At 58.2% G+C, this 14,103-nt stretch carries 7 protein-coding genes; 6 read left to right on the top strand and 1 reads right to left on the bottom strand.

The window, feature by feature from the left end:
- The first annotated feature begins 1,128 nt into the window (after positions 1-1,128).
- Positions 1,129-7,041, top strand: coding sequence for an RHS repeat-associated core domain-containing protein (locus tag FHS09_RS16070; protein ID WP_183461757.1), 5,913 nt, complete (start codon positions 1,129-1,131; stop codon positions 7,039-7,041).
- 10 nt (positions 7,042-7,051) lie between these two features.
- A complete protein-coding gene (locus FHS09_RS16065) occupies positions 7,052-7,462 on the top strand; it encodes a hypothetical protein (protein WP_183461752.1) in 411 nt (136 codons plus the stop codon).
- A gap of 77 nt (positions 7,463-7,539) precedes the next feature.
- Here FHS09_RS16065 and FHS09_RS16060 read toward each other — a convergent pair whose 3' ends face one another.
- Complete coding sequence (locus tag FHS09_RS16060; protein WP_183461751.1) at positions 7,540-7,905, bottom strand: helix-turn-helix domain-containing protein; 366 nt, start codon at positions 7,903-7,905, stop codon at positions 7,540-7,542.
- A gap of 176 nt (positions 7,906-8,081) precedes the next feature.
- Between FHS09_RS16060 and FHS09_RS16055 the strand changes: the two genes are divergently transcribed.
- The 4 genes from FHS09_RS16055 to FHS09_RS16040 all read left to right on the top strand — a co-directional run bounded on the left by FHS09_RS16055 (position 8,082) and on the right by FHS09_RS16040 (position 14,098).
- Positions 8,082-11,165, top strand: coding sequence for a CHC2 zinc finger domain-containing protein (locus tag FHS09_RS16055; RefSeq protein ID WP_183461749.1), 3,084 nt, complete (start codon positions 8,082-8,084; stop codon positions 11,163-11,165).
- 13 nt (positions 11,166-11,178) lie between these two features.
- The gene (gene xerC / locus FHS09_RS16050; protein ID WP_183461747.1) at positions 11,179-12,219 is read left to right on the top strand and encodes a site-specific tyrosine recombinase XerC; all 1,041 of its coding nucleotides are present in this window, start codon (positions 11,179-11,181) and stop codon (positions 12,217-12,219) included.
- 675 nt (positions 12,220-12,894) lie between these two features.
- Positions 12,895-13,185 carry a hypothetical protein gene (locus tag FHS09_RS16045; protein ID WP_183461746.1) on the top strand — a complete coding sequence of 97 codons (291 nt, stop codon included), beginning with the start codon at positions 12,895-12,897 and terminating at the stop codon, positions 13,183-13,185.
- Positions 13,186-13,600: 415 nt separating this feature from the next.
- Complete coding sequence (locus tag FHS09_RS16040) at positions 13,601-14,098, top strand: hypothetical protein (protein ID WP_221192052.1); 498 nt, start codon at positions 13,601-13,603, stop codon at positions 14,096-14,098.
- The last annotated feature ends 5 nt before the right edge of the window (positions 14,099-14,103 follow it).

Raw genomic sequence — 14,103 nt, 5'->3', positions numbered from 1 at the left:
CCCGGGACCGCGGAGCTCCAGCTCCGCATTCGCCGGCATAGCCGGCGGCCCCCCTCCCTGACCCAGTGGCTCGCGCCATCCATGGCGCTCGGCCTCAGCGGACACTGCCCAAATCGGCAATCCTGCCGATTTGTCCCCGGAGGGGAGAGAGCGGGACTGCGGAGCTGTTTACCCATGAGCACTGAAAGCTCCAACTCCGCAAGCGGGAGAGAGGGAGCCGAGCCTTCTCTTCTCCACATTCGCCGCAATCGAAAGTGTCCTGCCCAGAAACTCACCGAAATTGACGGATGTGACTGGAAGGTTCGCGTTACCTGCTACTTAATCGCCATTGTGCAAAGCGCAGTAGATTGCAACCGGCTCCAGTGACCAACGTTGCGTGGATGAAGACCTCTGAATCCTACGATGGTCGAGGCATTCGATTAAAAAATGGACAAACCTGTAATGGCTTGTAATGGCGTGTTATCGATCTGTAATCGCTCCCTATGGTAAAACCTGAAGGGATTCTAATAACGGTTGCTTTTGGGGGAAGGGATGTTCGTTCGTAGCGCTCTCAGCTTTTGCCTTGTACTGTTTTTCAGCTGTCAGGCCATCGCTGACATCAGCGGTCCTGCCAATAACAATAGCGGAAGCTTTTCGCTGTCATACGACCCGGCCCCTCTTCTCGGTAATATGGCAATCTATCTTAAGGAGTTTAAAAACGGACAGTTTACGCGCTATATCTCCGTGAATGCGGAAGGTGGCAGTAAGTCAATCTCTGTATCTGCCACGGCCCGGTACCGATATGAGCACTGGCGGGAGTGGTGCCAAACATATACCTTTCCCCCTCCCCCTGAAATCAGTTCCTGTCCGGCAGCTCAATTCAATAAAGACAAAATAGGTGAGCATACAGTTAACGTCGCTTTCATACCGAATGCGACCGGCGACGTTACCTATAAGCCCAAGACAGTAGACGGCAGTATCGATACCGATGGCCAATTTACCATCGAATGGGCTGCATCAAGTACATCCTCTTCAAAGTTCACCGGCTACCAGTGGTGTGAGCAGGTGGACGGTACCTGGCCTGCTATCAGTAGTTGCCCAAAGGTTGGTAAAAGTACACGCTCAAAGTCACTACCCGCTACTGGCACCATGCCCAGTGGCAGCTATCGGTATCGGGTCCGAGCCTATGCCAGGGCGGGAAGCTACTACCAATATAGCGGCTGGAAATATTCCACCACGGTTACCGTCAAACACTATCCCGACCAGGTTCAAAACTGGCTGGAACCCGGCGGTAGCACTCTGCCGGGGTCCAGTTTCCAGTTGTCCTGGCGCTCCATTGCCGACCCCGATCCATCGGACCCTGTTACTCACTACCAGTTGAAATGGAGTATCGGCGGCAGTGGCTACAGTTTTGTGCCCTTTGTCGATCCAGGTCTGAATGGCTCCAATCTGGGCAAGAAGACCCTGGTCACTATCAGCGAGGCTACCACCGGGCGCGAAATTACCGCTACCGCTTACAAATTCAAAGCACGTGCCTGCAACAAGTCGGGCTGTGGCCACTGGACTGATCCAGTGAAGCAGCTGACTCCCCCTATGCCGCCGGAAGCCGCGTTCACCGAAGACCTTCCCGAACACTTCTATAAGCTGGACCAGACTATTACCTGGAAAGACGCGACCACCCAGGAAGGCGTGAAGGCCAGCAGCTACCGTCTAAAACGCACCCGCAAGGAGCAGGACGAACCCGGCTGCGAAACCGAGGAGGACGGCTACTGCTGGAGTACGCCGGTGCCGCACACCACCGCTAACAGCTATTTCGATGGTGCCAGCGACCCGGGGGAATACCTGTACAAACTGGAAGCCTGCAACGACTTCGAGTGTGACTCTACGCTGAGCCACTGGATCAAGGTGCACAGCCTGGAAAACATCGACGAGAAGCCGGCGGTGAAGACGGAAGCACCCGATACTCCGGGGACTCTCGCCTACAGTGCCGACGTCGGTGCCAGGGGCGACGCGGTCATCACCGTTCCCCTGCAGCCGGCCCCCGGCGTCAACGGCCTGCAGCCAAACCTGTTCCTGCATTACACCAGCGCTCGCTTTCATCAGCGCATAAACCAGACCCTGCCCGAGGATATTCTCGGCTACGGCTGGCGCGTGGGTGGATTTAGCAGCATCCGCCGTTGCGTGGTTAACCGTCCGCAGGCGGACAAAATTCAACTGAACGATAGTGACTCCCTGTGCTTGGACGGCGAGCCCTTGGTGCTCATCTCTGGCACCCACTGGCAGGCGGGTGCGCAGTATCGCACCCTGCGCGACAGCTTCCGGCTTATCGAGCTGAAGGAGGACGCCGGGGGGTGGCGCTGGTTCCAGATCAAAGGCCCTGATGGCCGGGTGAGCGACTACGGCACCAGCGTCGACAGCCGACTCAGGGCCGGTAACTCGCCCTATTTTGCCTGGAGCCTGAAAACGGTTACCGATGCCTTCGGCAACGCGTTGGAATACAAATACCATAACGACGTCGTGGAAGGTATCAACTACCCGCTGGAAATCACCTACGGCAACGAGGGTGATGCCAAAATTGAGTTCCAGTACGGCACCCGCACAGATGCGCCGCCGGTCCCGCTGGAGGAAATCCAGCAGAAACAGCTCGTTCTGCTGCACCATGTCCGCGTACACCTGGACGGCGCGCTGCACCGGGAGTACAAGCTGATCTCCGAGGAGGAGCCCGCGGACCCGGACGAGGAGCACACCCGTCGCTTGAAGCAGATACAGTTGTGCGCCTACGATCCGGATGATATGGATGATGACGGCTACACGGGCAGACAGTGCCTCAATCCGCTGGTGTTCTCCTGGAAGTACACCGACTCCGCCAACCCGGAGGACTTCGAGACCGGTATCGAAACCGTTACCGATGGCCTGGGGGCACAGGCCAAGTTTGTGCTGGACAAAATTACCGATGAACCCGGCTCGGAGGAGGTGGGCCGCTTCGATGAGGGTGAAATACTCTTCGGCCCGGTGGGTACCATTCCCGATGCCAGCCCGCTGCAACCGGTGAACAACGACTACCGCACCGTGGTCACCGAGGTGCATCGATCCAACGGCTACAGTAACTCCTGGCACGTCACCGAGTATGCCTACCAGGGTGTGGGCCTGAAGAGCGACAAGCACTGGGGCTTTCTCGGCTACACCGCCCAGCGCATCTACGACACGCAAGCGGATATCGTCACCTACCGCCAGTACCGGCAGGACTTCCCCTACTTTGGCAAGCTGGCGCGCCAGCTCCAGTACAAGAGCAACTACAACTTTGGCGAACTGCTCACCCGCCAGCGCTTCAGCCACGCCACCCTCACCCTGGACGCCGGCGATGGCGACACCTACTTCCCCTATGTGGCACAGAGCCTGGAGACATTGCTCGAGGGCGGAAAACCGCTGGGCTATGCCGTCACCGACAACCTGCCCGAAGCGCTCTCCCAAGGTACGGCCGGCGACCTGATCACCGGCAGCCTACAGACTAGCCGCACCCTTGGTAATGCCGATGTAGATGAAAGCCAGGCTGTCTGGGGCCAGGTGGTGCCCGCCACCGAGTACGCCGAGGTGGAGCGCAGCGTGGAAACCACCACTCTGTTCGACAACCGGGTGTCAGGCAACTGGCTGATCGGTTTCACCACAGCCCGTGAGCAGCGTTATTTCTCAGGAGAGGTTAGCGACAGCCCGGATCAGGTGGAAAGCCTGACCGCCACTCCCTTAGCCGGCAGCAATAAGGTGCACACCGTCACCCAGTATCCCAACGATCCGGAATACCACTTGGCGGTTACTTATAGCTATGACGACTACGGCAACCTGAGTAGCGAGAGCGCCACCGGCAAGGTGGATACGGAGATCAACGGCGTCGGCACCCAGACCCGCAGCACTTCGGTCGAGGGGGATTTCTTAGATCGCCGCTATGCCACGACCATAAAGAACGCCCTCGATCAGTCGATCAGCCTCGAATATGATCCGCGCTTCGGCGCCGTCAGCAAGGTCACCGATGCCAACACCCGGACCACGGAAATCGGCTACGATCCTTTCGGCCGCGAGGTCAGACGCACCAACCCCGACGACATAGTCTTCAACACCCAGTACAATTTCTGTCACGGTATCTGCCCCACGGTGGGCGGCATAGAAGTTCCTTACTGGGCGGAGACCGATTCGTCCATCTCTCCAAAGACTGAGCGCTATTACGACCAGTTGGGGCGCCTGGTACAGCAGGATATGGAGGCCTTTACCGGCAGTGCCGTCTCCCGCCGGGAATTCAAGTACGATCTCCAGGGCCGCCTGGCCACCGAGACTGCTCCCTTCTTTGCCGATGGTGCCGTTGCCGTAGACGGCTACAAGCCAATCACCCAGTACGATTACGACCATCGCAACCGACTGGACCTGGTGCAGAAGGCCAACGGCGGCACTGTCGATATCGAATACGCGGATCACACCGCGGATGGCAGCCGTCAGGTCAAGGTCAGCGTCACCGAGACCGTGATCGGCGAAAGTGGCACCAGCACCCAGGTCAAGGAAAGCTACTACGGCCTCACCGGCGACCTGGCCAGAACCGTGGACGACGCTGGCACCAACGGCACCTCCGTCGCCACCGATTACACCTATTACGGTAGCGGCCTGCCGGAAACGGTGACCGTCACCGGCGACAGCCGCAACTTCGAATCCAGCTTCACCTTCGACCACGCCGGCTTCCGCACAGGTCTGACCGATCCCAATCTGGGCTCCGTCACCAGCAACTACAGCGCCTTCGGCCAGTTGGAGCGGCAGACCGACAACAAGAGCCAGAGCATCACCTACCTCTATGACCAGCTGGGGCGCCTGCTGGAGCAGGCGGACGCGGACGGCCTCGCGGAATGGAACTACGACGCCCCCTATGCCAAGGGCAGTATTGAGAGCCGCAGCTACACCGAGGGCGGCACCCGGGTCTTCCACGAGACCTTTAGCTACCGCCCCGACGACGGCAAGCTGGACAAGATTACCACCGCACTCACCGCCGGTGGCATAAGCAAAACCTACGACCACGGCTACGACTACGACGGCAGCGGCCGCTTAAACAAAATCGTCTACCCCAACGGCGTCGAGGCCCACTACCAGTACAACGGCCGCGGTTACCTGTCGGTGTTGAATGCCCAGGACGACCCGGTGGAAGGTCTCGTTGCGGTCAAAACCTTCAACGACATCAACGCCTGGGGCCAGGTGAAACAGGAGACCTACGGCAACAACCTGGTGACCAACCGCACCTACAACCCGGATACCGGCCGCCTGGAGACCATCGACACCGACAGCGGCAACATCCAGAACAACGAGTACCGCTGGCGCACCAACGGTACCCTGGAGAGCCGCTTCGTGTATAGCGGCTCACAGATAACGAAGCAGGAGGACTTCACCTACGACGGCCTCAACCGCCTCAAGGATGCCACCATGACCATCGGTGGCAGCCGGAAACTCAGCACCCTGTACGACAAGCTGGGCAATATCACCAGCAAGACCAGCAACCAGGCGGGCGACACCGATGTCACCGGCTACCAGTACGGAGAGTTCGGCAACGCCGGCCCCAATGCCGTCAGCAATGTCAACATCAACGGCATGGCCCACAGCCTGCAGTACGACCTGAATGGCGCCATCGAGCGCTACGACGCCGCCAGCGGCGACGATAAATGGATCACCTGGAATGCCCGCCAACTGGCCACCGAGATAGTGGTTGGCAACAGCCGGACCACATCAACACCCACGGCCAGGGACAGGTTCCAGTACGGCCCCGACGGCAACCGCTTCTATCGCGAATCCAGCTGGATGGAAGACGGCCAGCTCAAAACCGAAAAGGTCTTTATCGTCGGCAGCTACGAAGAACTCCTTCCGCTCCACGACGGCAATATCCAGAAGATCCAGAAGACAGCCCTCGACGGTAACGTACAGCATATCGCCATCGACGACCTTACCGGCACCACGGCGGAATACCAGTACCTGCACCGGGACCACCTGGGCTCGGTCGAGAAGGTTACCGACGAAAGCGGCGCAGTGATCCTGGACACCGCCTTCGACCCCTACGGCGGCCGCAGGCAGGCAAACTGGCGCGGAGACATCAGCCAGCAGCAGCTGGAGGAACTGCTGCTGTCTCAGGGCTTCACCACTAAGCGGGGTTACACCGGCCACGAGCACCTGGATCGGACCGGGTTGATTCATATGAATGGGCGGATATACGATCCCACCCTGGGCAGGTTCCTGAGTCCGGACCCGATCGTACAGGCGCCGACAAACAGTCAGAGCTGGAATCGCTATAGTTATGCGTTCAACAATCCTCTTAGCTTTACGGATCCCAGCGGCTTTGAATCTGAGGAGGATGAGGTACCCGAATTCCCGCCGCTCCCATACGAGTTAGACGAAAATGATGATACTGGAGGAGGAGGGGGTTACGAACCTAATGGGAATTGCACGGGTAGCTATACATGTCGCAGTGGAAGTAGTCCCTGGGTGAAGAGTGGCTCTGCATGGTTGTCATTGCTGTTACATGGCAGCAGTGGCCGGGGTGCTAGAAGTTCAGAGTCTACGGAGAAGGCGAAGGGGCAGGCAGATAAAAATTGCGGGGTTGAGTACGAGTGTGTAGAAGTTACGGCCACGCAAGGAGCTACTTCTTCTTTGATTGGGGATTCTAGTGGTTTTATTACTCGGGACAGCTATGGGCATCCGGTAGATTCGGAACTAGGTGCTCTCTTTTACCTTGCAGAATGGCTATCTGGAGCTAAAGCAACAAGCTTTCTGAAGGGTGAAAAGATTGCTATTGGAATTAGTAAGAAGGGACTTAAACATCTTAAAAAACATTTAAAGGATTTTCAGAAACTTGATAGTAATTTTACTTTGAAAGATCAAATTAAGCTTGGTAAGAAAATAGCAGGAAATCCAGCTAATTTGGTCAATGTTAGGAATGGGAGTCGAGGATTTGAAGCGGTCGTTAATGTTGGTGGAAATAGCGTCCAAGTAAGGGCTGTTCTAAATGCTGCTGGAAATCTAAGAAGCGTATATCCCGTGTTATGAGGAGTAGAAATTGACAGATATTTTCTATGCTTTAGATGTGAGCGGTGGGGTAGACCCTGATGATCCCATAGGTAACGTATATATAGTGGGGGATAATGGGAAATCTATTACTATTGAAAGTACATATGTTGATGCATGGTTAATGGAAATGTCTGATTTCATTATTTCTGGGGGTAGACAGAATAGAATCGAAGTTCTGGAAGAGCCTGAAGCTATAGATGTTATTTATAAGGATGAAAAATTTGATTTTTTTTATAAGGGGGAGAAGGTTGTTGTTAGTTCTAAGGTTTTCGTGCAAAAAGTTTGCGAGATTGTGGAGAAATTAATTTTTGACTTGTCTAGATTTTCTGATGGCAAAGAGGGTAAAAATGTTTCTCTATTGAAGGGTAAATTGCTAGAGTTGCAGGGAAAAAGAAAATAACGTTTGCAGCCCCGTGAACCCCCACACAAAGCCCCGCTGGTGATTCCGGCGGGGCTTTGTCGTTTTAGGTTGGTTGCTCAAGCCTGCTTCTTGAGTTTGGCATTCTCGATAAACGTGTCGATCACCTGGATCACCTGCCGCTTGGTGGCAGCGTCCAGTTTGTCGATCTGTTGCATCCGCCGTAGCAGTCGGGAATCTGGCTGGCGACTCTTCTTTAGCGGCTTGATCCCTAACAGCTCATCCGCGCTGACCCCCAGCAGCTTGGCCATGGCGGGCAGCAGGTTCGAGGGCGGGAAATCGCTGTGGCCCTCGTAGTAGGAAATCATCCGTTGCGAGACGCCCAGCTCATTGGCCAGTTCCACCTGGGTATATCCGGCCTGCTTCCGCAAATCCGCCAGGCGCCGACCAAAGCCGGTTAGCTGCTCGATGTTCTGCTTGGGCATGAATGGGGCTCCCGCATTCCTATGGTGCGGGAGAGTGTAACCCCGGTTTTGCATGACCCTTCTCCAGTTGCTTGACCTTATATACATCAAGTGTATATGCTTCCGGCCGGCAAATAAACCATACATTTTTTGTATATGGGTCTTGACAGGATTTTGGCCAAGTCGGGGGAAAGGCAATGGCACGCATCGCAGACGAGGTGATCGAGCGGATCAAGGCGGAGGTGTCCCTGGAGCGGCTGGTGGAGACCTTCGGGGTCGAACTGAAGAAGCACGGCAAGGACAAGGTGGGCCGCTGCCCCTTCCACGACGACAGGACCCCGTCGCTGGTGGTCAGTCCGCAATCCAATCTCTGGCACTGCCTCGGTGCCTGCAATACCGGCGGCAGCGTGATTGACTGGGTGATGAAGACCCAGGGCATCAGCTTCCGCCACGCGGTGGAGATACTGCGGGACGATATCCCGGCGCTGGCTGCGCCGGCCGGCAAGCCGGTCAAGCACAGCACCGCGCAAAAAATGGAAGTGTTGCTGTCGGAGGATGACGAGGCCCAGCAGTTGCTCAACCAGGTGGTGGACTTCTACCACGAGGCCCTGTTGCAGAGCCCGGAGGCGCTGGACTATCTGGCCGGTCGGGGCCTTGGTGACCGGGAACTGATCGAGCGCTTCAAGCTGGGGTTTGCTAACCGCACCTTGGGTTACCGCCTGCCGGCCAAGAGCCGCAAGGCGGGCGCCGAGGTGCGCGGCAAGCTGCAACAGGTTGGCGTGCTGCGTGACAGCGGCCACGAGCACTTCAACGGCTCCATAGTCGTTCCCGTCTTCGACAGCGCGGGCAATGTGGTGGAGGCCTACGGCCGCAAAATCCGCGACGACCTGCGCAAAGGCACCCCGAAACACTTGTACCTGCCGGGTCCACACGCTGGCGTGTGGAATGCGGCCGCCCTGGAAGGCCAGAAGGAAGTGATCTTGTGCGAAGCCCTGATCGATGCCCTGAGCTTCTGGGCGGCGGGCTACCGCAACGTGACCGCCAGCTACGGCACTTCCGGCTTCACGGGTGATCACCTGGCGCTGTTCAAGGAGGCCGGCATCCAGCGTGTTCTGATTGCCTATGACCGCGATACCGCCGGCAACAACGCTGCCGAGAAGCTGGCGGCACAGTTGCAGGCGGAAGGCTTCGACTGCTACCGGCTGCTGTTCCCCAAGGGCATGGATGCCAACCAGTACGCGCGGGAAGTCACCCCGGCCGGCAAGAGCCTGGGCGTGGTAATCCGTTCGGCCGAATGGATGGGACAGGGCAAACCGCCGGAGCGCCAGTTGGAGCTGGAGCAGCAGGCGCCTTCCGCTTTAGCTGCCGATCCCGCCCGGGAACGCTTCGAGCAGCAGGCCAAAAGCCTGGCCGGGCAGATAGATACCCTCAATCAGAACGCCCGGGAGCCGACGCCGATCCCCAAGCCGCCGCCACAGCCGCAACCCGAGCCGGAGCCCTTGCCACCGGCGGCGGCTGTACCGGAAGCCCCCAGCGATCCGGTGCCCGATGCCGAAGTCTCCGAACGCGAAGTGCACTTCACCTTCGGCGACAGAAAGTACCGGGTGCGCGGTCTGGAAAAAAACAAGAACTACGAAGTGCTCAAGATCAACCTGCTGGCGAGCTGCGGGGACAACCTGCACGTGGACAGCTTCGACTTCTACGCCGCCAAGGCGCGGGCCGGCTTTATCAAACTGGCGGCGCTGGAGCTGGCCCAGGAGGAGCGCACCTTAAAAACCGACCTGAGCAAAATCCTGCTCAAGCTGGAGGAGCTGCAGGAAAAACTGATCCAAGGCAGCCTGCAGAAAACCCCGGAGAGCCTGGCGCCGGAGCTGAGCGAGAGCGAACAGCGCGAGGCTCTGGAGCTCTTGCAATCCCCGGACCTGCTGGACCGCATCCTGTCCGACTTCGACCGCTGCGGCGTAGTGGGCGAGGAGAGCAACAAGCTGGTGAGTTATCTGGCCAGCGCCAGCCGCAAGCTGGAGCGGCCGCTGGCGGTGATTATCCAATCCACCTCAGCCGCCGGCAAAAGCTCGCTGATGGACGCGGTCTTGAACCTGATGCCGGAGGAAGAGCGGGTGCACTACTCGGCCATGACCGGGCAGAGCCTGTTCTACATGGGCGAAACCAATCTCAAACACAAGATACTGGCCATTGCCGAGGAGGAAGGCGCGAGCAATGCCAGCTATGCCTTGAAGCTGCTCCAAAGTGAAGGCGAAATCACTATCGCCAGCACCGGCAAAGACGAAACCACCGGCGAGCTGGTGACGCGGGAGTATCGCGTGGAAGGCCCGGTGATGCTGTTCCTGACCACCACCGCGATAGACATCGACGAAGAACTGTTGAACCGCTGTTTGGTTCTCACCGTCAACGAATCCCGCGAGCAGACAAGAGCCATCCACCAGGCACAGAGAAAGCGCCGAACCCTCGAAGGCCTCACCGCCAAACTGGAGAAAACCCAGCTCACCCAACTGCACAGAAACGCCCAGCGCCTGTTAAAGCCGCTCCCGGTAATCAACCCCTACGCTGACCGCCTCACCTTCCTGGACGACAAAACTAGAACCCGAAGAGACCATGAAAAGTATCTCACCCTGATCGACAGCATCGCGCTGCTGCATCAGTACCAGCGCGAGATAAAAACCGTGCACCACACGGGCAGAGCCATCGAATATATCGAGGTCACCCTGTCGGATATCGAAACTGCTAACCGCCTGGCCCACGAAGTGCTGGGCCGCACCTTGGACGAACTGCCGGCGCAGACGCGGAAGCTGCTTAAACTGATCCAGCAGATGGTAGCGGATGAATGCCAGCGGCAGCGCATCGAACAAAAGGACTACCGCTTTAGCCGCCGCCAGGTGCGCGAGTGTACCGGCTGGGGCAACACCCAATTAAAAGTGCACCTGCACCGTCTGGAAGAAATGGAATATCTGCTGACCCACCGCGGCGGCCGCGGCCAGAGCTACGAATACGAACTGCTGTTCGACGGCCAGGGCGAAGACGAAAACCGCCTGATGGGGCTGATTGACCCGCAAAAACTGGACTACGACAAAAAGAAGTCGGGGTTAAAAGCCGAGAAGTCGGCCCCCGGTCGGGGCCAAGTCGGGGGGCGGTCGGACTTGGAAAAATCCCCGGAGCCCAGCAGCGACGCGGCTTCCGCAGAAACCGGTCGGGGAAAACCGAAAAGCACTTCTATAGCGAAAAACTTCAACGGCCGTACCGTAGTTGAAGCAGTCCGGGCGTGAGGAGAGGCGACCGATGGACAACCAAAGCCTCACCTACCTCAGCCGCCTGCATCTCGACTACCTGCGGGCCATGAACTACTCCCCGCGCACCATCAGCCATCGGGAAACCACCCTGCGGCAGTTCAGCGAATGGTGCCAGGAGCGCGGCATTGTAAAGGCCAGCAGCGTGACCAAGCCGATCCTGGAACGCTACCGAAGACACCTGCACCACAGCCGCGACGCCCGCGGCAATCCCATCAGCGCCAACAACCAACTGAAGCGGCTGGTGCCCCTGCGCAGCTTCTTCAAATGGGCCACCCAGCAGAACTACCTGCTGTACAACCCCGCCAGTGAACTGCAACTGCCCAAGGTGGCCAAAGCGCTACCCAGGGCGCCCCTGACCGCCGAGGAAGCCGAACAGGTCCTCGCCCAGCCCGACCTCCAGACCGACGAAGGCATCCGCGACCGAGCCATGATGGAAGTGCTCTACAGCACCGGCATAAGGCGCATGGAACTGCTCAACCTCACCCGACCCGACGTCAACGGCGCCCGGCAAATGCTCGCCGTGCGTCAGGGCAAGGGCCAGAAAGACCGCTTCGTCCCCATCGGCCCCCGCGCCCTGGAATGGCTGCAACACTACCTCACTCAAGTGCGCCTCGACTGGGTGATCGAACCAGAGCCGGAAACCCTGTTCCTGGAACCCAACGGCCAGCCGATGACCAGCGACAAACTCAGCCGCCTGGTAGCCCGATACATCACCCGCGCCGACCTCGGCAAAACCGGCTCCTGCCACCTGTTCCGGCATACCGCCGCCACCCTGATGCTGGAAAACGGCGCCGACCTGCGCTTTATCCAGCAACTGCTGGGCCACAAACAACTGTCCACCACCGAGATCTACACCCACGTCTCCATCCTCAAGCTGCAACAGATCCACGCCGCCACCCATCCAACAGCCAGAGGGCAGAAGGCAGGGAACAGAAGACAGAAAGGTGGAGAAGAGCCCGAAGCGACCGAGGACACGTTGCTGGCCCAGTTGGAGGCGGAAAGCGCGGAGGAACAGGACCCGACCGACTGAGCCCTTATCCGCCTGTCACATGGCTTGCAAAAAAACAGCGCAAGCCAAGGCGCCAGGCTCGCCCCGTGCCGGCGGAGAGGGCAAACCGTTCGTTCCAGCCGCCGCAAACGGCGCGGCGGGCCGCGCTCCACGTTGTTGCGCACGGCACAGGCAAAAAGGTGGCTGCAAAAGCGGGCTGGGGCCTGTCACGGCCCTTGCAAAAAAGCGCAAGGCCCGCGCCAGCCCCCATCCCCCTTTAGCGGCCGCTTCCCCAGCCATGCCTCCCCCGGCTCACAAAAAGCGTTCGCCTCCCCGCCCGAAAAACTCCTGCCCGCCGGCGTGGGCGAGCCCTACGCCGGCTGGGGGCCCAGTGGCCCCAATAAACACTGTGCCAGCGTCAGGTCTTTAAAGCGGGCAGGCCGGGCTGGTCGCATGTCTGGTTTTTTACCCCCCTAGCCCCCCAAGGGGGGAACACAAAAGGCCGCGGCGAAGCCGCGAAAGCTTTTTACCTTGGGGGTCCGTGCCACCCGGAAACCCCGTGTCTGCTGTGTGTCCCCTCAGCATAACCCCGTGCTCAACCAGTCAAGGCCAAGCCGCTACGCGGTGCTCCGCTGAACAGCGCTCCGCAGCCTTGACAGGCCTGCGCGCGGGGTTCTGCCAAGTGGCCACACAACAGCCACTCAAAGGAGGCAAGGCATGGCCATACCAAAGCCAATCCAAGATGAAATAAACCAGCTGCCGTATCCGCTGGACAAAATCCTCAACACCGCGAACAGCCTGCGCCAAAGCGGCACCACCGGCGCCAGCACCGGCGAACTGATCGCCGCCGCATTCACCCTGGAGCGCATCGAGTACCTGCCGCAAGGCTGGGGCGTCATTGAGGCCTGGGAGCGCCTGGATATCGAATGGCAGATGTACATCAAGCACCTGCGCCAAGACTGTCGGCACTTGATCGAAGCCATCGAAGAAGCCGCGCCACCGTTCTAGCGGCCAACCAGGAGGGGCAAATGCCCCTCCGCTTTAGCCGCATGGTGGCGGCCCTGCGCCTCACTTCCACTCTAATAAAGAGGAGAAAAAAGCCGTGGGAGTGAACAAAAAATGCGCAAAATAATCATGTACCTTGTCGTGATCGTCCTGATACTCATGCCAGCCAACTGTCCAAACAAAGGGGAGAGTGGCCGCTTGCAGCGGCCCCGGCCGCCTGTCGGCGGCCCTTCGGGCGCTGGCGCGCCCGGAGAGCGGCTAAGCGGAAAAGCGCGTTGCCACCGTTCGCACATCCCGCTAAGGTAAAACCCGCGTCGGGGCCAAAAACCGAGAGGCGGCCGGTGGCGCCGGGCAAAACGGGCGCTAAGCCGCTGAAAGCACAGGGAAAACCCGGAAGTTAGCGTGCGACCGGCCTCGGGTGCATGTATTTACGGAGAAGGCGAAGGGGCAGGCAGATAAAAATTGCGGGGTTGAGTACGAGTGTGTAGAAGTTACGGCCACGCAAGGAGCTACTTCTTCTTTGATTGGGGATTCTAGTGGTTTTATTACTCGGGACAGCTATGGGCATCCGGTAGATTCGGAACTAGGTGCTCTCTTTTACCTTGCAGAATGGCTATCTGGAGCTAAAGCAACAAGCTTTCTGAAGGGTGAAAAGATTGCTATTGGAATTAGTAAGAAGGGACTTAAACATCTTAAAAAACATTTAAAGGATTTTCAGAAACTTGATAGTAATTTTACTTTGAAAGATCAAATTAAGCTTGGTAAGAAAATAGCAGGAAATCCAGCTAATTTGGTCAATGTTAGGAATGGGAGTCGAGGATTTGAAGCGGTCGTTAATGTTGGTGGAAATAGCGTCCAAGTAAGGGCTGTTCTAAATGCTGCTGGAAATCTAAGAAGCGTATATCCCGTGTTATGAGGAGT

Origin of the sequence: Microbulbifer rhizosphaerae (genome assembly GCF_014191725.1) — a bacterium.
GTDB lineage: Bacteria > Pseudomonadota > Gammaproteobacteria > Pseudomonadales > Cellvibrionaceae > Microbulbifer > Microbulbifer rhizosphaerae.
This window is presented reverse-complemented; position numbering and strand designations above follow the sequence as displayed.